25 protein-coding genes are annotated in these 20,595 nt (G+C 65.7%); 11 read left to right on the top strand and 14 right to left on the bottom strand.

Going from position 1 to position 20,595, the window contains the following annotated elements; translation table 11 throughout:
• Positions 1-6 precede the first annotated feature (6 nt).
• The 5 genes from thpD to ACZYZF_RS13090 form a co-directional block, all read right to left on the bottom strand.
• Positions 7-939 (bottom strand): ectoine hydroxylase, encoded by a 933-nt coding sequence (gene thpD / locus ACZYZF_RS13070; RefSeq protein ID WP_463746809.1) that lies wholly within the window; start codon positions 937-939, stop codon positions 7-9.
• The gene (locus ACZYZF_RS13075) at positions 936-1,328 is read right to left on the bottom strand and encodes an ectoine synthase (RefSeq protein WP_463746808.1); all 393 of its coding nucleotides are present in this window, start codon (positions 1,326-1,328) and stop codon (positions 936-938) included. The genes thpD and ACZYZF_RS13075 overlap by 4 nt, the downstream gene beginning before the upstream one ends.
• 13 nt (positions 1,329-1,341) lie before the next feature.
• A complete protein-coding gene (gene ectB, locus ACZYZF_RS13080; protein ID WP_463746807.1) occupies positions 1,342-2,628 on the bottom strand; it encodes a diaminobutyrate--2-oxoglutarate transaminase in 1,287 nt (428 codons plus the stop codon).
• Positions 2,629-2,676: 48 nt separating this feature from the next.
• Positions 2,677-3,222 (bottom strand): diaminobutyrate acetyltransferase, encoded by a 546-nt coding sequence (ectA, locus tag ACZYZF_RS13085; protein ID WP_463746806.1) that lies wholly within the window; start codon positions 3,220-3,222, stop codon positions 2,677-2,679.
• Positions 3,223-3,695: 473 nt separating this feature from the next.
• Positions 3,696-4,634 carry a DMT family transporter gene (locus ACZYZF_RS13090; RefSeq protein ID WP_463746805.1) on the bottom strand — a complete coding sequence of 313 codons (939 nt, stop codon included), beginning with the start codon at positions 4,632-4,634 and terminating at the stop codon, positions 3,696-3,698.
• 73 nt (positions 4,635-4,707) lie between these two features.
• On the opposite strand from ACZYZF_RS13090, the gene ACZYZF_RS13095 reads away from it, so the two are divergent.
• Both ACZYZF_RS13095 and ACZYZF_RS13100 read left to right on the top strand, forming a co-directional pair.
• Positions 4,708-5,610, top strand: a complete 903-nt coding sequence (locus ACZYZF_RS13095) for a LysR family transcriptional regulator (RefSeq protein WP_463746804.1) — start codon at positions 4,708-4,710, stop codon at positions 5,608-5,610.
• A gap of 96 nt (positions 5,611-5,706) precedes the next feature.
• Positions 5,707-6,855: a hypothetical protein gene (locus tag ACZYZF_RS13100; protein ID WP_463746803.1), complete on the top strand. Its 1,149-nt coding sequence runs from the start codon at positions 5,707-5,709 to the stop codon at positions 6,853-6,855.
• A 4-nt stretch (positions 6,856-6,859) separates the two neighbouring features.
• Here the strand turns inward: ACZYZF_RS13100 and ACZYZF_RS13105 are convergent, their stop codons facing one another.
• Both ACZYZF_RS13105 and arc read right to left on the bottom strand, forming a co-directional pair.
• Positions 6,860-7,357: an adenosine-specific kinase gene (locus tag ACZYZF_RS13105; RefSeq protein WP_463746802.1), complete on the bottom strand. Its 498-nt coding sequence runs from the start codon at positions 7,355-7,357 to the stop codon at positions 6,860-6,862.
• 59 nt (positions 7,358-7,416) lie between these two features.
• Positions 7,417-9,258, bottom strand: a complete 1,842-nt coding sequence (arc, locus tag ACZYZF_RS13110) for a proteasome ATPase (RefSeq protein WP_463746801.1) — start codon at positions 9,256-9,258, stop codon at positions 7,417-7,419.
• 145 nt (positions 9,259-9,403) lie between these two features.
• On the opposite strand from arc, the gene ACZYZF_RS13115 reads away from it, so the two are divergent.
• Genes ACZYZF_RS13115 through ACZYZF_RS13125 form a run of 3 tightly spaced genes read left to right on the top strand, consistent with a single transcriptional unit; the run spans position 9,404 to position 10,766 of the window.
• A complete protein-coding gene (locus ACZYZF_RS13115) occupies positions 9,404-9,907 on the top strand; it encodes an MTB12 family secreted protein (RefSeq protein ID WP_463746800.1) in 504 nt (167 codons plus the stop codon).
• An 8-nt stretch (positions 9,908-9,915) separates the two neighbouring features.
• Positions 9,916-10,464: a lipoprotein LppK gene (gene lppK, locus ACZYZF_RS13120; RefSeq protein WP_463746799.1), complete on the top strand. Its 549-nt coding sequence runs from the start codon at positions 9,916-9,918 to the stop codon at positions 10,462-10,464.
• Between the two features lie 8 nt (positions 10,465-10,472).
• A complete protein-coding gene (locus ACZYZF_RS13125; protein ID WP_463746798.1) occupies positions 10,473-10,766 on the top strand; it encodes a DUF503 domain-containing protein in 294 nt (97 codons plus the stop codon).
• 111 nt (positions 10,767-10,877) lie between these two features.
• Here ACZYZF_RS13125 and ACZYZF_RS13130 read toward each other — a convergent pair whose 3' ends face one another.
• Positions 10,878-11,738 carry a tRNA (adenine-N1)-methyltransferase gene (locus ACZYZF_RS13130; RefSeq protein WP_463746797.1) on the bottom strand — a complete coding sequence of 287 codons (861 nt, stop codon included), beginning with the start codon at positions 11,736-11,738 and terminating at the stop codon, positions 10,878-10,880.
• A gap of 85 nt (positions 11,739-11,823) precedes the next feature.
• On the opposite strand from ACZYZF_RS13130, the gene ACZYZF_RS13135 reads away from it, so the two are divergent.
• The 3 genes from ACZYZF_RS13135 to ACZYZF_RS13145 are packed head-to-tail and all read left to right on the top strand — an operon-like array spanning position 11,824 to position 13,957.
• Positions 11,824-12,651, top strand: coding sequence for a RecB family exonuclease (locus ACZYZF_RS13135; RefSeq protein WP_463746796.1), 828 nt, complete (start codon positions 11,824-11,826; stop codon positions 12,649-12,651).
• Positions 12,648-13,445: a thioesterase family protein gene (locus ACZYZF_RS13140; protein WP_463746795.1), complete on the top strand. Its 798-nt coding sequence runs from the start codon at positions 12,648-12,650 to the stop codon at positions 13,443-13,445. The genes ACZYZF_RS13135 and ACZYZF_RS13140 overlap by 4 nt, the downstream gene beginning before the upstream one ends.
• On the top strand, positions 13,442-13,957 hold the full coding sequence (locus tag ACZYZF_RS13145) for a DinB family protein (protein WP_463746794.1): 516 nt from the start codon (positions 13,442-13,444) through the stop codon (positions 13,955-13,957). The genes ACZYZF_RS13140 and ACZYZF_RS13145 overlap by 4 nt, the downstream gene beginning before the upstream one ends.
• Here ACZYZF_RS13145 and ACZYZF_RS13150 read toward each other — a convergent pair.
• Positions 13,954-14,190, bottom strand: a complete 237-nt coding sequence (locus ACZYZF_RS13150; RefSeq protein WP_463746793.1) for a hypothetical protein — start codon at positions 14,188-14,190, stop codon at positions 13,954-13,956. The genes ACZYZF_RS13145 and ACZYZF_RS13150 overlap by 4 nt on opposite strands.
• Before the next feature lie 237 nt (positions 14,191-14,427).
• Here ACZYZF_RS13150 and ACZYZF_RS13155 point away from each other — a divergent pair, with 237 nt between their 5' ends.
• From ACZYZF_RS13155 to ACZYZF_RS13165, 3 genes are read left to right on the top strand one after another with little or no spacing between them, the layout of a single operon-like run.
• Positions 14,428-14,745 (top strand): ArsR/SmtB family transcription factor, encoded by a 318-nt coding sequence (locus ACZYZF_RS13155; protein WP_463746792.1) that lies wholly within the window; start codon positions 14,428-14,430, stop codon positions 14,743-14,745.
• Positions 14,742-15,257, top strand: coding sequence for an SRPBCC family protein (locus ACZYZF_RS13160; RefSeq protein WP_463746791.1), 516 nt, complete (start codon positions 14,742-14,744; stop codon positions 15,255-15,257). Before ACZYZF_RS13155 ends, ACZYZF_RS13160 begins: the two co-directional genes overlap by 4 nt.
• An 11-nt stretch (positions 15,258-15,268) precedes the next feature.
• A complete protein-coding gene (locus ACZYZF_RS13165) occupies positions 15,269-15,901 on the top strand; it encodes a flavodoxin family protein (protein WP_463746790.1) in 633 nt (210 codons plus the stop codon).
• Here the strand turns inward: ACZYZF_RS13165 and ACZYZF_RS13170 are convergent.
• The 5 genes from ACZYZF_RS13170 to ACZYZF_RS13190 form a co-directional block, all read right to left on the bottom strand.
• Positions 15,867-17,243, bottom strand: a complete 1,377-nt coding sequence (locus tag ACZYZF_RS13170; RefSeq protein ID WP_463746789.1) for an FAD-containing oxidoreductase — start codon at positions 17,241-17,243, stop codon at positions 15,867-15,869. The genes ACZYZF_RS13165 and ACZYZF_RS13170 overlap by 35 nt on opposite strands.
• A 3-nt stretch (positions 17,244-17,246) precedes the next feature.
• Positions 17,247-17,729: a DUF4126 family protein gene (locus tag ACZYZF_RS13175; RefSeq protein ID WP_463746788.1), complete on the bottom strand. Its 483-nt coding sequence runs from the start codon at positions 17,727-17,729 to the stop codon at positions 17,247-17,249.
• An 89-nt stretch (positions 17,730-17,818) separates the two neighbouring features.
• A complete protein-coding gene (gene hisG / locus ACZYZF_RS13180) occupies positions 17,819-18,673 on the bottom strand; it encodes an ATP phosphoribosyltransferase (protein ID WP_463746923.1) in 855 nt (284 codons plus the stop codon).
• Between the two features lie 15 nt (positions 18,674-18,688).
• Positions 18,689-18,970: a phosphoribosyl-ATP diphosphatase gene (locus tag ACZYZF_RS13185; RefSeq protein WP_039321463.1), complete on the bottom strand. Its 282-nt coding sequence runs from the start codon at positions 18,968-18,970 to the stop codon at positions 18,689-18,691.
• 71 nt (positions 18,971-19,041) lie between these two features.
• Entirely contained in the window at positions 19,042-20,517 is a 1,476-nt protein-coding gene (locus ACZYZF_RS13190; RefSeq protein ID WP_463746787.1) for a sugar porter family MFS transporter, read from the bottom strand.
• Between the last annotated feature and the right edge of the window lie 78 nt (positions 20,518-20,595).

Genomic DNA, 20,595 nt, shown 5'->3' on the forward strand with positions numbered 1-20,595 from the left:
GCCAGCCTAGGTGACGGCCTGTGCACCCCGACCCCGGGCCGCCAGGTATTCGGGCCGTCGCCGCGGTGCGGCGAACGGCTCCGTCAGCGCGTTGTCGACGGAGTTGAAAACCAGGAAGACGTTCGACCTCGGCAGCGGTGTGATGTTGGACCCCGAGCCGTGCAACAGGTTGGCGTCGAACCACAGGGCAGTGCCGGGAGGACCGGTGAACTGGTGGATGTCGTGCTCGTCGACGGCCTTGGTCAACGTCGTCTGATCGGGCACGCCGACGTTCTGGGCGACCAGGGAGGTGCCGTGGTTGTCCTCGGGCGTGGCGCCGACGCAGGGATAGAACGTCTGGTGCGAGCCGGGGATGACCATGAGCGACCCGTTGTACGGGTAGTTCTCGGTCAGGGCGATCGAACACGAGACGGCACGGATCGCCGGCATGCCGTCCTCGGCATGCCAGGTCTCGAAGTCGGAGTGCCAGTAGAACCCTGTCCCGGTGAAACCGGGCATGAGGTTGATCCGGGCTTGGTGGATGTAGACGTCGCCGCCCAGGAGCTGCCGCGCGATCGGTAACACCGTGTCGAGCCGGACCAGCTGTGCGACCAGGTCGCTGAGCAGGTGCGGTTCGAAGATCGACCGGATCGTGCCACCCGGCTCACGGATCACCCGTGGGTCATCCGACTCCAGATCTACTGCGATCCGGTCGATTTCGTGCCGCAACAGCGGCAGCCAGTCATCCGACACGGTCTCCGGCGCCACGAGGTACCCGTATTCGGAGAAACCGTCCAGGTGATGCTGGCTCAACGGTCCGTCAGCCACACCGCCCCACACCACGGGCTCCTGGCGCGGTATCGGCTCGATCGCGTGGTCGAGCCGGGTCGGGTACCGATCCTCGACACCGGCCGAGTCCGTTCGCGATTCGCCGACGGATTCTCGCTGGACTGCCGTCATGCGACCGACTGCGGCGCCGGGTAGACGCCGTTCTCGTCGTGGACCTCCCGCCCGGTCACCGGCGGATTGAACACGCACAACATCCGGAGCTGCTCGTCGCACGTAACCCGGTGGCGGTCATGGTTGTTGAGGACGTACATGGTCCCATCGGCGAGCGGGTACTGCTGGCCGGTCTGCAGATCCGTCAGCGTGCCGGTGCCCTCGATGACCCAGACCGCCTCGATGTGGTGCTGGTAGTGGAACTCGTTGACCGACCCGGACTCGATGGTGGTCTCGTGGAACGAGAACCCGACACCGTCGCCGGCCAGGAGAATGCGCTTGGATCGCCAGGTTCCGTCGGCGACATCGCGGTCCGTCCCGGTGATCTCAGCTGTGGTGCGAACGATCATGTTTCAAGCCTCCTCAGGCCAGCGTGACTGCGACGGACTCCGCGAGAATGTCGAGACCCTCGGACAATTCGGCGGCTGAAGTGGTCAGCGGCGGCAGCAGTTTGACCACTTCGTCGGACGGACCACTGGTCTCTATCAGCGCGCCACGGTCGAACGCGGCGCGGCACACCTGCCCGGCCAGGTCCGCCTGGTCGAATTTGATGCCCTGCGCCATCCCGCGGCCGCGGGCGGTCACTCCGTCGTGGGCCGCGGCGATCTCCTCCAGCCGAGCCCTGACCAGCTCACCCTTGGCGACCGTCTCGGCACTGAATTCGTCGTTTTCCCAATATGTCTCGAGTGCCGCGGTGGCGGTGATGAAAGCGGGGTTGTGGCCACGGAACGTGCCGTTGTGCTCCCCCGGTGTCCACACGTCGAGATCGCGACGGAACAACGTGAGCGCCATCGGCAGCCCGTATCCGCTGACCGACTTCGATATCGTGACGATATCGGGCACGATGCCCGCGGCCTCGAAGCTGAAGAACGGCCCGGTGCGGCCGCATCCCATCTGGACGTCGTCGACGATCAGCAGGATGTCGCGCTTGCGGCACAACTCGGCCAGGGCACGCAGCCATTCGATCCGTGCGACGTTGAGACCGCCTTCGCCCTGGACGGTTTCGACGATCACCGCGGCGGGCCGGTTGAGCCCACTACCCGAATCATCGAGCACACGCTCGAACCACTGGAAGTCCTCGGTGACCCCACCGAAGTAGTTGTCGTAGGGCATCGGGGTGGCGTGCACCAACGGGATACCTGCGCCGGCCCGCTTCATCGAGTTGCCGGTGACCGACAACGCGCCCAGCGTCATGCCGTGAAATGCGTTGGTGAAGCTGATAACCGACTCGCGACCGGTTACCTTCCTGGCGAGCTTCAGTGCCGCCTCCACCGAGTTGGCCCCCGTCGGCCCGGGGAATTGCACCTTGTAATCGAGCCCGCGCGGCTGCAGGATGAGCCGTTCGAAGCTCTCGAGGAAGCGTTGCTTGGCAGCGGTCGCCATGTCCAGGGAGTGCACGATCCCGTCGGACGCAAGGTATTGGAGCAACGGCTCTTTGAGGGCGGGGTTGTTGTGACCGTAGTTCAGCGCCCCCGCCCCGGCGAAGAAGTCGATATAGGTGCGTCCCGAGGTGTCGGTCACCCAGGAGCCCGCGGCGCTGTTCATCACGGTGGGCCAGCCACGGCAATAACTGCGGACCTCGGATTCAACCGTGCCGAAGACGTCGGGCAGGTCAGATTCGGTCAGGGGTGCTGTAGTAGCCAGCAGCAAGGGACAATCCTTCCAATGTGGATCAAAATGGTTATCAGATAACTGATTTCAGCGAGAGAGCGGTGTGGTGATCGGCCCCATCCGCAGGATCGGCTCATCTTCGTGTGCTCCGCCCGCATCCAGCAGGTCGCACCCGAAATGCGGGTCTTCGACGAGCGGCACGCCATGCCGGCGCGCGAAGGCCCCGAAGAATGCGCGTGAGGCGGCATTGCCGGGCGAGACCGTGGCTTCCACGGTGACCGGGCGTCCGTCGCGCTGCGATCGAACCCGGTGCACCAGCGCGTCGAGCATCGTGCTGGCCAGTCCCCCGCCCTGCGCCGACGGCGCCACGGCGACCTGCCACACGAACAGGACATCCGGTCGCGGCGGCGGGTGGTAGCCCGTGATGAATCCGTGCAGGTCACCGTCGCGTTCGGCGACGATTGACGTCGCAGCAAAATCGGTTGCCAGCAGCAGATAGGCGTAAGTGGAATTCAGATCCAGCACACCGGTAGCTTCGGCGAGGTCACGGATGCCAATCGCATCGGTACCCCGCGGTTGGCGCAGGAACTCTTCCCGGGAATGGCGCCCGGGAACGCTTTCTAAAACACGCATATCGAGTTAAAAGTCACCACCGAACTTCTCAGCGATCATCGTCAGTTTCAAGCCATCGGTGCCTTCGACGTAAGCACACCGCCCTGCCCGGATCAAGCGCCGACACCGCCCCGGAAGCGCCAATCCGTCTGTAGTCACAGCCTTTGACCTGCAATAACTGCGACATTCGTCAATTCCAGAAAAGTGTTAGCGCCGTTATCGAATCGTTACATTGGTGCGGGGGTACCACCCTCGGCGTCGCCGCCCCGTCCGTACCCCCGGCGGGGCCGACCGGTGGACCCGAACGCACACTCGAAAATTTCTCCGCGCTTTTTCACCCTGAAATTCAAATCGAAATTTAATAATCGCTGGGTGCGGCCGATCTTCAAAAGCCGATCGAACCCGCTCGGCGGGCTCCCCTCGAATCGTCGCCTCGGCGTTGGTCGCCCTATCGTTGTACGGGCAACCCCACGCGATCCGTAGCGGCGCCTCGCCTACTCCGAGATCACCGCAGCAACGCTGCGCTGGGGACCGAGCGTGACGCCTACCCGGTGCCGGAGCAACGCCGAGGCCGGTGAGGTGAGAATCATGCGTCCCCACATCGTGCCGATGATCACCAGTACGGCTCCGGCGATTCCGGCGCCGGTGACCGGATCATCGGCCACCGTCACACCGACGACGGCCGCCCACAGTGGTTCGGTGCCCACCAGGAGACTGACCCGGGCCGGGCTGATCGTGCCCAGTGCCCGCAGTTGCACGAGGAACGCGAACACCGTGCAGGCCAACACCAGATACCCGATCAGGGCCCAGTCGGCTACGCCGTACGCCGCGGCCACCGCCGGCACGGACTGCCCGGACGCCGCGCACAGGGCGAGCGCCACTGCGGCGACGGTGATCAGCTGCACCAGAGTGGTTCGGGCCGAGTCGATCTCATTCGCTGCCGACATCCGCGCCATGACGGTGACATGCACCGCCCGCAACAGGGCGGCGATGACGATCACCATGTCGCCTGCCCGCGGGGCGGTCAGACCGCCGGACTGGGTCAGCATCGCGCAGCCGATCACCGCGAGCGCTGCCGCCAGGTAGAAGCGGTGCGCGACCCGATGGCCCTGGATCATGGGTGTGGCCACGATGGTCAGCGCCATGATCAGTCCCGCATTGGACGCCGATGTCGCGGTGACGCCGAAGGTTTCGGCGATACAGACCGCGGCCAGAAGGATTCCACCGACCGCACCCGAAGCGACCTCACCGCGGGTCAATCCCGCCAGGCGCCGGCACAGGACGACAGCCAGCACCGCTGCGGCAAGGGCGAATCGAACCACCAGCAGCGCGAAAACCGTGTCGGGCGCGGCGATCTCCTTGGTGACCAGATAGCTCGATCCCCACACCACCGCGACGGCAAGTAGGCAGGAGTCGGTAGAACGTCGGGCCATACGGGTCAGCCTCTAGCCTGCTCGATAGTTCAGTCAAGCTACTCTTTTAACCGATTATATGTAGCATTGCTTCATGGATGCTGGTCGCCTACGGATGTTGCGAGAGCTCGCCGACCACGGCACAGTCGCCGCAGTGGCACAGGTGCTGTCCATGACACCCTCGGCCGTCTCCCAACAGCTGAAGATCCTGCAACGCGAGGCCGGCGTGGCATTGATCGAACCCGACGGCAGGCGGGTGCGCCTGACCGACGCCGGGCAGGTGCTCGTAGGGCACGCCGACACCGTGTTGGCGGCCCTGGACCGAGCCCGGGCCGAGATGGACTCCTACCGCAGCACGCCCCGAGGCGCAGTGAGCGTGTCGTTCTTTCCCTCCGGCGCGGCAATGTTGTTGGCCCCGTTGATCCTTCGGGCAGCCAAGCACGGGGTCCAGGTACTCGGGCGCGACATCGACCTTCCGGCCGCCCGGGCTCCGGCGCAACTCGCCGACTTCGATGTCGTGGTGGTGCACCGCGACGAACGCGACGCATCGCCGTGGGGCCCACGCTTCGAGGCGACCCAGCTGCTACGGGAACCACTGGATGTCGTCCTTTCGCCGGGGCATCATCTCGCGAGCCGCGATCAGGTCCGGCTGACCGATCTGGCCGAAGAACGCTGGATCGGCGTGGAAGGGGGGCTGATGGTCGACGACGTGCTGAATTCGATCACCATCCTGTCCGGCATTCGACCGCGAATCATCCAGCGGATCAATGACTTCCGTGTGGTGGAGGAGCTGGTGCACGCGGGCACCGGTATCGCCCTGATGCCTCGCTACGTGAGGCTGGCGCGCGAGTTGGTGCGGTTGCCGATCGCCGACATATCGGTGGCGCGCCGAGTGGAGGCGGTCACCCGCGCGGGTGCGGTGGCGCGGCCCGCGGTGTCCGTCGTGCTCGATGAGCTGGCTGCTGTCGCCGCGGAGATCGGCTCAGCGGCCAACTGACCGCCCGCACGCGGTTTGCCGCGACACGCTGTGCCCGTCACCATCCGGTGCTTGCCGTACCGGTGATTGCTTGGTGCAGTAGTCGTGATGAGAGCCGTGGCGAGTTCACGATCCCCTGACCGTATCGCGGCTGAACGCTGGTTCCTGGCCAACGGACTGCCTGCAGTATTACGTCCGGGTGCTTTGGTCCGTTCGGTGTGGGCGCGGTCGGCTCCGGCTCTGGCCGCCTACGCGTGGGTGATGCTGAGCTCCGTGCTGGTGGTCGCCCTGACCGGAAAGCACACCATCGACATCGATGGCACCCCGACCCGCACCGAGTGGTTCGTGCTGGCGGTATTGCTGCTGGTGTTGCCGACCGCCGCCGTGGTCGGATGGTCGGTCTCTCGACTACCGTCCGCACGGGCGGCCGGCGCGGCATCGACGGTGGCCGGTGTGGTGATCGTGGTGAGCGGGTTCTACGGCGGTATGACCACGCGAGACGGCGTGAACCTGATCATCGAATTGGTGGTCGTTTCAATCGTCTTACTTTGCACCGCAACAGGAATCGGATCGATCCTGGGTTTCGCGGCCCGGGTGACGATCTCCAATCTGGCATCGGTCGGCAGCCTGTTCGTCCGGGCACTGCCGGTGGTGCTGCTGACCGTACTGGTGTTCTTCAACACCTACGTCTGGCTGATGGCGTCCACCTTGAGCCGGACCAGGCTCTGGCTGGCGCTGCTCTTCCTCTTTGCGATCGCGTCGGTGTTTCTGGTCTCCAGCACGCTGGAGCGGGTACGGCCGATTCTGCGGCCCGACGCCAAGGAACCCGAGGACGCCCGGCGGCTGGCCGGCACCCCGTTCGCCGACATGCCCGACCGGCCGAGGCGAGTGCATCTGTCGAAACCGGAACGGGTCAACGTGGTGTTTGCGCTCGTGCTGTCCCAGATCGTCCAGGTGCTCACTGTCGCGGTCGTGACAGCGCTGATTTTCTTCGTGCTGGGGCTGATCCTGCTCAGCCCGGAACTGCTGGCCGCCTGGACCCGCAACGGATCACCCGACGGCCAGCTGCTGGGGATGACTTTCCCGGTACCCCAGGCGCTGATCCAGACCACCATGTTCCTGACCGCCTTGACGTTCATGTACCTCAGCGCCCGGGCGGTATCCGACGCCGAGCAGCGGACCCGGTTCCTCGACCCGCTGCTCGACGATCTGCGACTCACGCTGGTGGCCCGCGACCGCTACCGCACGCACACGGCCGAATCCTGACCCGTCAGAGCTTGTAGCCGATCGCGCGCAACAGATCCCGCCGGGCCGCAACGTCGTCATCGGATTCGACGCCCAGCGGCGACTGTCCGTCGATCACGCCCGCGATGCCGCGGCCGAGCGGAGTGACGGCAACCAGCACCTCGACCGGATTTGCGGTGGCACAGAAGATCGAGCAGACCTCCGGGACCCCTTTGATCGGATTCAGGACGTTCACCGGAAATCCCTCGCGCAGGAAGATCACGAAGGTGTGCCCGGCGGCGATCGCCAGCGCATTGCGCACCGCCAACTCGACCAGATCGGGATCATTGCCGCTGCGCCGGACCAATCGTGGACCGGACGCCTCACAGAAGGCCAGCCCGAACCGCAACGACGGGCTGACTCCCACCATGGCCTCGTGCAGGTCGTCGGCCGTCTTGATGAAGTGCGCCTGCCCGATGACGACGTTGAGGTCATCCGGCTTGTCGACGGACACCACGTCCCACGACAGCGACGGTGTGGTCACACCGTCATGCTGCCACCGTCACCGCCCGGCCGGGGCCGATTCGCCCGCAGGTTCTGCGGTTACAGGTACTGGCCCAGGTTCGACTCGGTGTCGATGGCACGGCTCGCACTCGAGCTCTTCCCGGTGACGAGCGTGCGGATGTAGACGATCCGCTCGCCCTTCTTGCCCGAGATACGGGCCCAGTCATCGGGATTGGTGGTGTTGGGCAGGTCCTCGTTCTCCGCGAACTCGTCGACGATGGAATCCAGCAGATGCTGGATACGCAGGCCGGGCTGACCGGTCTCCAGCACGGCCTTGATCGCGTTCTTCTTCGCCCGGTCGACGACGTTCTGGATCATGGCACCGGAGTTGAAGTCCTTGAAGTACATGACTTCCTTGTCACCGTTGGCGTAGGTGACCTCCAGGAACCGGTTGTCGTCGATCTCGGCGTACATCCGGTCCACGACCTTCTCGATCATCGTCTTGATCGTCAGCGAGCGGTCGTCGCCGAACTCGGCGAGGTCGTCGGCGTGCACCGGCAGCGCCTCGGTCAGGTACTTCGAGAAGATGTCCTGTGCCGACTCGGCGTCGGGCCGCTCGATCTTGATCTTGACGTCCAGGCGGCCGGGCCGCAGGATCGCAGGGTCGATCATGTCCTCGCGGTTGGAAGCGCCGATGACGATGACGTTCTCCAGCCCCTCCACACCGTCGATCTCCGAAAGCAGCTGCGGCACAACAGTTGTCTCGACATCCGAGCTGACACCGGTGCCGCGGGTACGGAAGATGGAGTCCATCTCGTCGAAGAACACGATCACCGGGGTGCCCTCGGAGGCCTTCTCGCGAGCGCGTTGGAAGATGAGCCGGATGTGACGTTCGGTCTCACCGACGAACTTGTTCAGCAGCTCGGGGCCCTTGATGTTGAGGAAGTAACTCTTCGCCTCACGCGCGTCGTCGCCACGAACCTCGGCCATCTTCTTGGCCAGCGAGTTCGCCACGGCCTTGGCGATCAGCGTCTTACCGCAACCGGGCGGGCCGTAGAGGAGCACTCCCTTCGGCGGACGCAGCGAGTACTCGCGGTAGAGCTCCTTGTGCAGGAACGGCAGCTCCACGGCGTCGCGGATCTGCTCGATCTGCCGGCCCAGGCCGCCGATGTCGCTGTAGCTGACGTCGGGCACCTCTTCGAGCACCAGATCCTCGACCTCGGCCTTCGGAATGCGCTCGAAGGCGTATCCGGCCTTGGTGTCGACCAGCAGGGAATCGCCGGGACGCAGTTTGCGGGGCCGGTCATCGTCTTGCCTGGCGTCAGGAAGGTCGGGCAGATCCTCGGCGGCGACCAGGGGCTCGGCCAGCCACACGATGCGCTCCTCGTCGGCATGACCCACGACCAGTGCCCGGTGGCCGTCGGACAGGATTTCGCGCAACGTGCTGATCTCGCCGACGGCCTCGAAGTTGCCGGCCTCGACCACGGTGAGCGCCTCGTTGAGCCGGACCGTCTGGCCCTGCTTGAGCGAGGAGGTCTCGATGTTCGGCGAGCAGGTGAGTCGCATCTTGCGCCCGGACGTGAACACATCGACGGTGTCGTCCTCATGGGTGCCCAGCAGCACGCCGTAGCCGCTGGGCGGCTGGCCCAGCCGGTCCACCTCCTCGCGCAGGGCGAGCAGTTGCTGGCGGGCCTCTTTGAGTGTGTCCATGAGCTTCGCGTTGCGCGACGCGAGCGAGTCGATCCGCGCCTCAAGCTGGTGGACGTCACGGGCACTGCGCAGTCCGCTCTGGGGCCCTACCGCATTCTCCAGTTGCTCACGGAGAACCGCAGCCTCACGACGCAGCGATTCCAGCTCGGCGGCCTCATCGTTGGACATGGGTTGCGAGTGGCCGGCCGAGAAACTCTCGGCATGGCCGTCCGAACGCTCTGACTCACTCATATTGCGCTCCCTCCCGCACCGTAAGTTGGTGCAGTAACAACTTCAACGCTACCGGCGATTCAGCCATTGTGTGCGCTCTAGGAACGAGACACACCAGCACGACTGTTAGCCTCTTAATTCAGTTGGTCCGATCGAAAGGACAATCGTGGCCTTGAAAACCCTCGTTACCGGCTTTATCACCGCAGCTGCTGCCGCCGCTGTGGTGAGCGGAGCAGCGGCGGGTGTGACATCTATTGCATCCAGCGGCATGTCGACCGCCCCGGCGATCCAGCCGGTCGTGTTCGACGCGCCTCTGCCGGCCACCCCGGCGCCGGATCTGGCAACGCCACTGGTGCAGACCTTGCAGGCGCTCTCCAACGGCGGCTCGTTCAGCGGCAAGGCCTCCTACATCCAGGGGGGCATCGGCCGTATCGAGAGCATCGCCGCGGACCGCGCGTTCAGCAAGGCCGCTGCGGAAGGGAAGTTCCCGCTGACCTTCGACATCGCCAATATCGATGATCAGGGCGGCGTGGCGTTCGCCGACGTGACCGCAACCTCGGCCACCGGCGGCACCGCCACCCAGAACATCCAGTTCGTGGCCGGCCCGAGCCCCACCGGCTGGCAGATCTCCAAGGGATCGGCCCTGAACCTGCTGTCCTCTGTCGGCTGAGTAGGTAATTGAACCGCAGCCGTATCGCTGTCCTGAGTGCCGCCACGATCGTGGCGGCACTTGGGCTATGCGGGTGCAGTAGTGGCGAGCATCCGGCCAAGACTTCGCACCCCACGACCAGCGTGCAATCCACGACCGTGCCGCAGGTCCCGCCCGCCGCGCCGCTGCCTGCCCCCGAAGCGCTGACCGGCGTGCTGGACCGGCTGGCCGACGTGAACGTCCCCGGCGCCGACAAGGTCATCCTGGTGGAACAGGGCACGGCCGATGACGCCGCAGCGCTGGACAAGTTCGGTCGCGCGCTGGCCGACAACGGGTTCACCCCGCTGACCTTCCAGGCCACCGATCTGGCGTGGTCGCAGACCGAGCCGAAGAACGTGGTGGCAACCGTCAACGTCACCGCGGGCGGTGAGAACTCGGCGCGCGATTTCAGCTTCCCGATGGAATTCACCCCGCACGGCGACGGCTGGCAGCTGACCCGGCACACCGCCGACCTGTTGCTGGTGATGGGCGCCGGCGCCGAAGCATCTACGCCGCCCGCGCCGACTCCACCCCGCTGAGCCGGGCCATGTGGATCGGCTGGCTGGAGTTCGACCTGCTGCTCGGTGATGTGCACTCGCTCAAACAGAAGCGCTCGGTCATCCGTCCGGTGATCGCCGAGTTGCACCGGAAGCTCGCGGTGTCGGCAGCCGAATCCGGCGCCCAGGACCTGCACCGCCGCGCCGGCATCGGCGTCGGAGTCGTCGCCGCCGACCGTGCCCACGTGGTCGACGTGCTCGATGCCGCCGAACGGATGGTCGCAAGCCGACCCGAGCTCGAATTACTCTCCGCCCGAAGGGGCTTGCACCACAGCGATGACTGAGCCGTCAGACGCTCGATTCCGCGGTGCCACGCGCGCCGTTTTCGACGTGAGGGTGGTCATCCAGGCCTCAGAGCAACCGCGGTGCAGAAAGCGACGCCGGCCGATGGGCCGTCAGACGCTGGACTCGGGCCCGGCGGCGAGCTGACGTTTCTTGCGCAGCGGGACCGGCGCAACCGCACCCGGCGCCAATTTGCGCGCGCTGACCAGAAAAGCGGTGTGGCCGCGCATGTTGTGTTCCGGGCGGACGGCCAGACCCACCACATGCCAGCCGCGCTGCATGCTTTCCCAGGCCCGCGGTTCGGTCCAGCACTGCTGCTCGCGAAGCGCCTCCACAACCCGCGACAGCTGGGTGACGGTGGCCACGTAGACCATCAGCACACCACCGGCGACCAGTGCCTTGGAGACCGCGGGCAGCACCTCCCAGGGCGCCAGCATGTCCAGGACCACGCGGTCCATCTCCGGGCCGTCGTAGTCGGCGAGGTCGGCGATCACCAGATCCCAGTTCTCCGGGCGCTCACCGAAGAATGTGATGACGTTGCGTTCGGCGGTCGGGGCGTGATCGTCACGGATCTCGTAGGACGTCACGCGGCCCTCGGGGCCGACCGCCCGCAGCAGCGAGCAGGTCAGTGCGCCGGACCCGGCACCGGCCTCCAACACCCGGGCGCCCGGGAAGATGTCACCCTCGTGGACGATCTGTGCGGCGTCCTTGGGATAGATCACCTGCGCACCGCGCGGCATCGACATCACGTAATCGACCAGGAGCGGTCGCAGCACCAGGAACTGGTCGCCGTTGGTGGATTTGACCACGCTGCCTTCCGGCAGCCCGATCACGTTGTCGAAGGCGATGATGCCGCGATGGGTGTGGAACTCACCGCCGGGGTTGAGCACCATCGTGTAGCGCCGGCCCTTGGCGTCGGTGAGTTGCACCCGGTCGCCAACGGCAAACGGTCCGGTCGGTCTCTTCCCTGCCACGGGCGTCCAGCCTGCCAGTACCCGTACCCGGCCGGGTGCCCGGGGTTCTGCAACTTTGTCGGTGCCCGGTCCTAGGCTTACGGATGTGAGTGAGGAACCGGCCCCGACGCCGCGCCGCCCGGCGCTGTCACCGTCTCGGGCCGGCGATTTCAAACAGTGCCCCCTGCTTTACCGGTTCCGCGCCATCGACCGGCTGCCCGAGCCCCGGTCCACCGCCCAGCTGCGCGGTTCGCTGGTGCACGCCGCGTTGGAGCAGCTGTACGGGCTTCCCGCAGCCGAGCGAGTGCACGACACCGCGCTGACGCTGGTCGAGCCGGCGTGGGAGCAAGTCGTCGCCGCCGAGCCCGAGCTGGCCGACACCGAGTATCCGACCACGTTGCTCGCCGAGGCCAGGGCGCTGTTGTCGGGGTACTACCGGCTGGAGGATCCGACCCGGTTCGATCCGCAGTGCTGCGAACACCGTCTCGAGGTCGAACTCGCCGACGGCACGCTGTTGCGCGGATTCGTCGACCGGATCGATGTGGCGCCGTCGGGAGAGTTGCGCGTCGTCGATTACAAGACCGGCAAGGCCCCGCCCGAGGCGCGGGCACAGGCCGAGTTCAAGGCGATGTTCCAGATGAAGTTCTACGCCGTCGCGTTGCTGCGCTCGCGTGGGGTGATGCCGTCCCGGCTTCGGCTGTTGTATCTGGCCGACGGTCAGGTGCTCGACTACTCCCCCGAGCATGACGAGCTGCTGCGGTTCGAGCGCACCCTGATGGCGATCTGGAAAGCCATCCAGGCTGCCGGGGCCACCGGCGACTTCCGGCCCAACCCGTCACGGTTGTGCTCGTGGTGCGCGCATCAGAGTTTGTGCCCGGCGTTCGGCGGCACCCCACCGCCCTATCCGGGGTGGCCAGAATCAGGAGCTGCATGATCGGGTGTCACTACCATCGGCTCGGTTCCGATGGTGAGTATCAATTGTTCGAATCCACCGCGGATACCCGGAGCAACTGGGATCCGGCCATTCAGCACGGCTCGCCGCCGCTGGCACTGTTGACCAAGGCCATCGAGGAGTTGACCGCGGACTCCGGTCTGCGCGTGGGACGGTTGACGCTCGACATCCTCGGCGCGATTCCCGTTGCGCCGGTGCGGGTTCGGGCGTGGGTGGACCGGCCGGGCTCACGTATCTCCATGGTCGCGTCGGAGATGGAGGCGGCCCGGCCCGACGGCACCTGGCGGGCGGTGGCGCGGGTGACGGCCTGGCTGCTGGCACCCAGCGACACCAGTGACGTGGTCACCGACCGCTTCCCGCCGTTGGTGGAGGGCTCGGCCGCCGACGTGGCACACAACTGGCAAGGCGTGCCCGGCTATCTGGAAAGCGTGACGTGGCGGCGGCAGCGGACTGCCGAGGGCGAGGCCGCCGTGGCGTGGATGAGTCCGTTGACGCCGGTGGTCGACGACGAGGAGACGACGGCCCTGCAGCGCCTCGCGCTCGTGGTGGATTCGGCCAACGGTATTGGCGCGGCGCTGGATCCGGAGAAGTTCATCTTCATGAACACCGATACCTCGGTGCATCTGCACCGGCTTCCGGAGGGCTCGGACTTCGCGGTGCGTGCCCGTGGCTCGATCGGTCCGGACGGTGTCGGCGCCACCACTGCGGAAATCTTTGACCGCCAAGGGTTTATCGGCACTTCGGCACAGACCCTGCTGGTGATGCGGGCGTCGTGATCGCTGCGTTGCGTCGGCAGTTCGACCTGGCCTGGGCGCTGACCGACCTGCACCTGTCGGCGCTGTCCGAGGGTGATCACCTGTGGGAGCCCGGCCCATTGGTGTGGACGGTGCACGAGGATTCTTCAGGTCGGTGGTGGCCGGACTGGGCTGACACCGAACCTGATCCGATTCCGGTTCCGACCATCGGCTGGCTCACCTGGCACATGATTTTCTGGTGGTCGACCGCCCTGGCCCATGTCGACGGCCGGCCCCCAGTTCCGCACTCGGAGATCGACTGGCCTGGCCCTGCGGCCTCGGTGCAGCGGATCAGGGTGCTCAGTGCACGGTGGAGCGACGTACTGGACTCGCTGACCGACACGGATCTCCTTGGCCCCGCGGCGTTTCCGTGGGGCCCGGATTCCGGCCGGTCGTTGGCCGACATGGTGTTGTGGTTGAACGTCGAGCTGACGAAGAACGCTGCGGAGATCGGTCAGTTGCGCATGCTGCGCGCGTCTACCCGCACCGACTAATCGTCTTCGCCCCAACGGTCGCCGTCCCAACCGCCACGCCAACGCGGACCGTCATACCAACCGTTGTACCAGCCGGGCGTGTCCACGCAGGCATGCGCGAAACCGTATGGGCCACTGACACACAGGCCCGGATCAGCCGATGCCGACCCCGCACCGGCAACCGCGACACTGATCGGCACCGCCACCACGCCGAGTCCGGCGGCCAACTTTCCCAGATTCTTCAATCGGATCACACCCCACCTCCGGCATAGCCTCAAGCGAGCACCCCGACTCTGCCCATTTTAGGCCGACTGGGCGTGGTCGCAAGGCTCGTGCCGGAGCACCCCGTCGATGCAGCCTGCGGGCTGTCGAGATTGCGTTCAGGGTCGCCAATCTCGAGAACTCCTGATCCCATGTGCAATCTCGGCAACATGCCACCCGACTCATATATGCCCTTGCGTCTATATAGACCTAATGCAATACTTGACACCATGGACGTGTTCGAGGCGATAGCCGAACCCAGTCGGCGCGCATTGCTCGACGCCCTCGTCGACGGTGAACGCACCGCAGGCGAGCTGGTGGCCACCCTCCCTGAGCTGACCCAGCCCACCGTGTCGCGGCACCTACGGGTGTTGCGGGAAGTCGGGTTGGTCGAGGTACGGCCAGATGCGCAGCGCCGCATCTACGCGTTGCGCGCCGATGGCCTGGTGCAGATCGACGAGTGGATCGAACGGTACCGCCGCTACTGGACCGATCACCTCGACGCCCTGGAGCGTCATCTCAAAGCGACCCATAAGGAGACGAAATGACCAGCCGCGAAGGCAAACTCACCGTCGAGGGCGACCGGGCCGCTCTGAACTTCGAGCGGCGGCTGCCCTATCCCGTCGACGCGGTATGGGCCGCCATCACCGATCCCGAACAGCGCAGTCAGTGGATGGGCGAAACGACCATCGACGCCCGTGAGGGCGGCTCGATCGAGATGATTCCGCATTCACCGCCGATTCCGCCGCAGCAGAAGACGATGACCGGGCGGATCCGGGTATGGGACCCGCCAAGGGTTTTCGAGCACGAATGGAGCCAGGCCGTACTGTCGGCCCCTGAACCCGGAGTCGTGCGTTACGAGCTCATCCCCGACGGCGACGGCACCCTGCTGCGGTTCAGCCATCGCGGACTCACGGTCTCCGACGGTCAAGGCTTTCACCCCGGCACCCACGCCTATCTGGACCGGCTCGAGGCGCATCTGGGCGGGCACCAGCTGCCCGGCTGGACCCAGCGCTATCAGGAAGTCGCCCAGATGCTCGGCACCCAATGGAACCGATAGAAGGAAACAACATGCCACACAATGGAACTGACATCGCTGCCCCCACCGTCGCAGTGGTTCACCACTCCGGATTCGGCCACACGTCAACCCTGGCCGATGCCGTCGCGGCGGGTGCTCGCGACGGCGGCGCCGACGTCACCGTCATGCACGTCGAGACCATGACCGACGAGGATTGGGACCTGCTGGACAACGTCGACGCCATGATCTTCGGCAGCCCCACCTACATGGGGAACGTGTCGGCGGGTTTTCAGGCGTTCGCCGAGAAAACCGGCCAGCGGTGCATGGACGGCACCTGGCGTGACAAGGTGGCCGGCGGCTTCACGAACTCCGGAGGTAAGAGCGGCGACAAGCTCAACACACTCAGTTCACTGGTGGTCTTCGCCGCCCAGCACCACATGCACTGGGTGAACCTGGGTTTGAGAACCGGTTGGAACACCTCGTTCAGCAGCGAGGACGACCTCAACCGGCTCGGCTTCTTCCTGGGCGCCGGGGCCCAGACGAACGTGGACGCCAACCCCGATCAGGTGCATCCCTCCGATGTGCGCACGTGCCGCCACCTCGGGCAGCGTGTCGCACTGGTGACGCGCCAGCTCAACATCGGCCGCACGTTCAGTCCAGCGGTTTCAGCTCCTGCAGCATCGTAGGCACCAGCTCGCTGACGGTCGGGTGGATGTGCATGGTGCGCGAAATCGCCGTGTAGGGCAGTTTCGCCGTCATGACATCGAGAAGGGAATGCACCACCTCGTCGCCGCCGACACCGAGGATCGCCACCCCCAGAATCTCCTCGGTCTCGGCATCCACGACCACCTTCATGAAGCCCTGGGTCTCGCCCTTCTCCACCGCCCGGCCGACCCTGGTCATCGGACGCTTGCCCACCAACGCTTTTCGACCGGATTTGCGTACCTGATCGACGGTCATCCCGGCGCGGCCCAGCGGCGGATCGATGTAGAGCGCATAGGTGGTGACGCGATCGCTCACGCGACGCGGGTCGTCGTCGAGCAGATTGGCGGCAACGATCTCGAAGTCGTTGTAGGACGTGTGGGTGAACGCGCCCTTGCCGTTGCAATCCCCCATCGCCCAGATGTGCTCGGCCGTGGTGCGCAACTGATCGTCGACCACGACATAACCGCGACCGTCGAGGTCCACGCCGGCGTTCTCCAACCCGAGATCGTCGGTGTTCGGTAAGCGACCCACCGCGAGCAGCAGGTGCGTACCGGTGATCGGATCGGCGCCGGCGCGCGGCGTCACCTCGAAACCGCCGTCCTGCGCGGCGAACCGGATTCCGGTGGCGTTCAGCACGACCTCGATGCCCTCGGCCCGCAGAATGTCGGCGATGGTGGCCGACACATCCTCGTCCTCGCGGGAGGTCAGGCGCGCACCCTTCTCGATCACCGTGACCCTGGCACCGAACCGGCGGTACATCTGCGCGAACTCCAGCGCGATGTAACTACCGCCCACGATCACCAGGTGTTCCGGCACTTCGTCGAGGTCCAAGATCCCGACATTGGTCAGGTAATCGATGCCGTCCAGACCGGGAAAATCCGGAACCACCGCGCGGCCACCGACATTGAGGAAGATTCGATCGGCCCGCAGCAATTCGCCGTCGACGTCGATGGTGTGCGGGTCCACGAAACGGGCATGGCCGCGGAAAAGCGTCGCGCCGTTCATCCCCTCGAGCCAATCCTCGACACCGTGGCGGTCGGCCAGCATGATCGCATCCTTGCGGGCCTTGACCTTGGCCATGTCAACCGCGACTTCGCCTGTGCCGATGCCGAAATCAGCGCCACGTCGCGCCAGATGCGCGGCATGTGCGCTGGCCACAAGGGTTTTGGTGGGGATGCAGCCGTAGTTGACGCAGGTGCCGCCCACGAGCTTGCGTTCGATCACCGCGACGGTCTGCCCCGCCGCGGTCAACCGGCCCGCCAACGGCGGCCCGGCCTGCCCCGCGCCGATGACGATTGCGTCGAAACTCTGCGCGGACGCCATGGGTTAGAGGATCGAGGTCAGGGCTGCGATGGCGAAACCGCCGAGCACGGCGACCGCATCCTCGAAGAGCGCGACGGGCAGATCGTGACCATCGTTGCGGGCGACCAAGCGCTTTCGTGCCTCGTAACCGCCGAGCGTGCCGATCACCGCGCCGACGAGCGCCGCACCGACCGCGGTGTACGTGAAGCCCCACGCGGTGCCGATCACCGCACCGGCGAAGGCGCCGGTGATCAGGCGGGCGATGAACTGCACCGGGGTCTTACGGCTCGGCGTGCGCGGCAGCTGATCGGTAACCAACTCCACCACAGCCAGAATTGTCAGCACAGTGACCGTGACCGGGTGCGCCAACCACTGAACCCAGGTGCCGTCGAGGTTGATCCAATTCAATGCAGCGGCCCACGCCACCGCGGCCGGAGCGGTGAATGCCCGCAATCCGGCCACCACGCCGATGAAAAGAGCCAACAAAAGAACCAGAAAATGCGTCACGGCGACCTCCGAGGCCTGGAATTGTCACCCGGACGCTAACACGCAATGCGCCGCGGCACGCGCCGATCAAGGAGCGCGGTATCCGCCCGTCAGAAACGGCAGAACCGAATATCCGATGCGAGTATCGCTTTGGCGCCGATCGCGGAGATCTCATCCATGATGGCGTTGACGTCGCGTCGCGGTACCAACGCCCGTACGGCCACCCAGTCCGGATCGGCCAGCGGCGCGATGGTCGGTGACTCCAGCCCCGGCGTCACCGCGGTGGCCTGCTCCAAAACCGCACGCGGGCAGTCGTAATCCAGCATCAGATACTGCTGGCCGAACACCACGCCCTGAACGCGCGCCGTCAGCTGATCGCGCGCCGATGCGTTGTCATCGCCCTCGGCACCGTCACGTTCGATCAGCACGGCCTCCGAGTCACACAGCGGCGCACCGAATGCCACCAGGCCGTGCAGCCCGAGAGTTCGGCCCGAGCCGACCACGTCGGCGATCACGTCCGCAACCCCGAGCTGAATCGAGATCTCGACCGCGCCGTCCAGCCGAATCACCGAGGCCTCGATCCCCTGCGCCGCAAGATCCTTGCGCACCAGGTTGGGAAACGAGGTGGCGATCCGCTTGCCCGCCAGGTCCTGCGGGCTCCACTCCCGGCCGGCCGGGCCGGCATAGCGGAAAGTGGAGTTGCCGAAGCCCAGTGACAGGCGCTCACGCACCGGGGCGTCGGAGTCGGCAGCCAGGTCCCGCCCGGTGATGCCCAGATCGAGCTGACCCGAGCCCACGTAGATCGCGATGTCCTTGGGACGCAGAAAGAAGAACTCGACGTTGTTGACCGGGTCGACGACAGTCAGGTCCTTGGGGTCACGCCGGCGCCGGTACCCGGCCTCGGCGAGGATCTCGCCGGCCGCTTCGCTGAGCGAGCCCTTGTTGGGCACCGCGACGCGCAACAACTGATCGGCCACGGCTCACAACTTCCGGTAGACGTCGTCGAGGGTGAGACCCCGGGAGATCATCAGCACCTGCGTCCAGTACAGCAACTGGCTGACCTCCTCGGCGAGCGACTCGTCGCTCTCGTGCTCGGCGGCCAGCCACACCTCGCCGGCCTCCTCCAGGATCTTCTTGCCGAGCCCATGGACGCCGGCGTCAAGGGCAGCGACCGTGCCGCTACCGGCGGGTCTGGTGCGCGCTTTGTCGCTGAGTTCGGCAAACAGGGCCTCGAAGGTCTTCACAGGCACGAATTGTTTCATGCTCGGAGAGGGTCCCTTTGTGGGGTTCGGTAGAAGGGTGAGCGAATCCGTCGCCGGCCAGCCGTTTACCGCTAGGCACTCAACGCGTTGGCGTGCATGTCCTCGAGATTCTTGCCCTTGGTCTCCTCGACCCAGCGCCATACGAACAGGAACGACAGGACCGCGCAGATGGCATAGAAGCCGTACGCCGCGCCCAGGAAGTTGCGCAGTTCCGGGAACGACACGGTGATCAACCAGTTCGCTGCCCACTGCCCAGCGGCGGCCAGGCCCAGGGCTGCCGCCCGGATGCGGTTGGGGAACATCTCACCGAGCAGTACCCACACCACCGGACCCCAGGACATGCCGAAGGCCACCACGAACAGATTGGCCGCGATCAGCGCGATCGGCCCGGTGATCCCACCGAGGAACGGTTGCTGCTCCATCAGACCGGTCGACTTGTTGAGCACCTCATGCGTCTGGGCGGTCCCGAAGAGCACGGCCATCGTGCCCAGTGTCACCGCCATTCCCACCGAACCGATCAACAGCAGCGGCTTGCGGCCGACCTTGTCGATCAACGCGATCGCGATCAACGTGGTCACGATGTTGGTCACCGAGGTGATGACGGTGATGACGAACGACGAGCTCTCGTCGAATCCGACGGCCTGCCACAAGACATTCGAGTAGTAGAAGATCACGTTGATGCCGACGAACTGCTGAAACACCGACAGCCCGAGGCCCACCCAGACGATGCCGTAGACACCGCCGGCCGGTTTGCGCAGATCGCGCCACGCCGCCGGTTTCTCCTGCTGGAGCGTGTCCTGGATCCGGCCGAGGGTGATCTCCAGGTTCTTCTCCCCGAGCAGGCGCGACAGCACCTTGCGGGCCTCGGGAATCCGGTGTGTGGCAACCAGATACCGCGGCGATTCGGGAATCGTGAAGGTCAGCATGCCGTACACGACGGCGGGAATCGTCATCAACAGGAACATCCACCGCCAAGCCTCCATGTTCAGCCACAGTTCCTTGGTGGCGTCCCCGGCGATGTGAGCCAGCAGCGCATCGATACTCAGGGCCAGGAAGATGCCCGAGACAATCGCCAGCTGTTGCAGAGATCCCAACCGGCCGCGGATGCCCGGAGGCGACGTTTCGGCGATGTACGCCGGGGCGATCACCGACGCGATGCCGACGCCGATGCCGCCGACGACGCGGAACAACACCACCACCCAGACGCTGGGAGCCAGCCCGGTGCCGATCGCGCTGACGAAAAACAGCACTGCGGCGATCTTCATCACCGCGATCCGGCCGATCCGGTCGGCTATCCGGCCCGCCGTCAGCGCACCTACGGCCGCACCGAGCAACGCCGAGGCCACCGCGAAGCCCAGGATCTTGTTATCGATGAGGAAATGCTTCTGGATGGCGTCCACCGCACCGTTGATGACTGCGCTGTCATAGCCGAACAACAACCCACCGAGCGCAGCCACCGAGGCGATACGCACGGCACTGCGTCCGGACGAGTAATAGTCGTCGCCGTGAACTGCAGGAGTGCCGTCACCTACCGGACCGTGTGACATACCGTGCCCCTCCGCACCATTTGCGTGACTGGTCACCATCACCTTGGCACAGCACACCCGCAGCCAGGGTCATATCCG

The sequence above is a fragment of the Mycobacterium sp. IDUB_24 genome (genome assembly GCF_055419385.1).

Bases quoted from the DNA above. Each gene is read 5' to 3' on its own strand.
- ACZYZF_RS13165 (WP_463746790.1), top strand. From the start codon at position 15,269: ATGCCACACAATGGAACTGACATCGCTGCCCCCACCGTCGCAGTGGTT.
- ACZYZF_RS13160 (WP_463746791.1), top strand. From the start codon at position 14,742: ATGACCAGCCGCGAAGGCAAACTCACCGTCGAGGGCGACCGGGCCGCT.
- ACZYZF_RS13095 (WP_463746804.1), top strand. From the start codon at position 4,708: ATGGATGCTGGTCGCCTACGGATGTTGCGAGAGCTCGCCGACCACGGC.
- ACZYZF_RS13125 (WP_463746798.1), top strand. From the start codon at position 10,473: ATGTGGATCGGCTGGCTGGAGTTCGACCTGCTGCTCGGTGATGTGCAC.
- thpD (WP_463746809.1), bottom strand. From the start codon at position 939: ATGACGGCAGTCCAGCGAGAATCCGTCGGCGAATCGCGAACGGACTCG.
- arc (WP_463746801.1), bottom strand. From the start codon at position 9,258: ATGAGTGAGTCAGAGCGTTCGGACGGCCATGCCGAGAGTTTCTCGGCC.
- ACZYZF_RS13090 (WP_463746805.1), bottom strand. From the start codon at position 4,634: ATGGCCCGACGTTCTACCGACTCCTGCCTACTTGCCGTCGCGGTGGTG.
- ACZYZF_RS13185 (WP_039321463.1), bottom strand. From the start codon at position 18,970: ATGAAACAATTCGTGCCTGTGAAGACCTTCGAGGCCCTGTTTGCCGAA.
- ACZYZF_RS13170 (WP_463746789.1), bottom strand. From the start codon at position 17,243: ATGGCGTCCGCGCAGAGTTTCGACGCAATCGTCATCGGCGCGGGGCAG.
- ACZYZF_RS13140 (WP_463746795.1), top strand. From the start codon at position 12,648: ATGATCGGGTGTCACTACCATCGGCTCGGTTCCGATGGTGAGTATCAA.
- ACZYZF_RS13190 (WP_463746787.1), bottom strand. From the start codon at position 20,517: ATGTCACACGGTCCGGTAGGTGACGGCACTCCTGCAGTTCACGGCGAC.
- ACZYZF_RS13155 (WP_463746792.1), top strand. From the start codon at position 14,428: ATGGACGTGTTCGAGGCGATAGCCGAACCCAGTCGGCGCGCATTGCTC.
- ectA (WP_463746806.1), bottom strand. From the start codon at position 3,222: ATGCGTGTTTTAGAAAGCGTTCCCGGGCGCCATTCCCGGGAAGAGTTC.
- ACZYZF_RS13075 (WP_463746808.1), bottom strand. From the start codon at position 1,328: ATGATCGTTCGCACCACAGCTGAGATCACCGGGACGGACCGCGATGTC.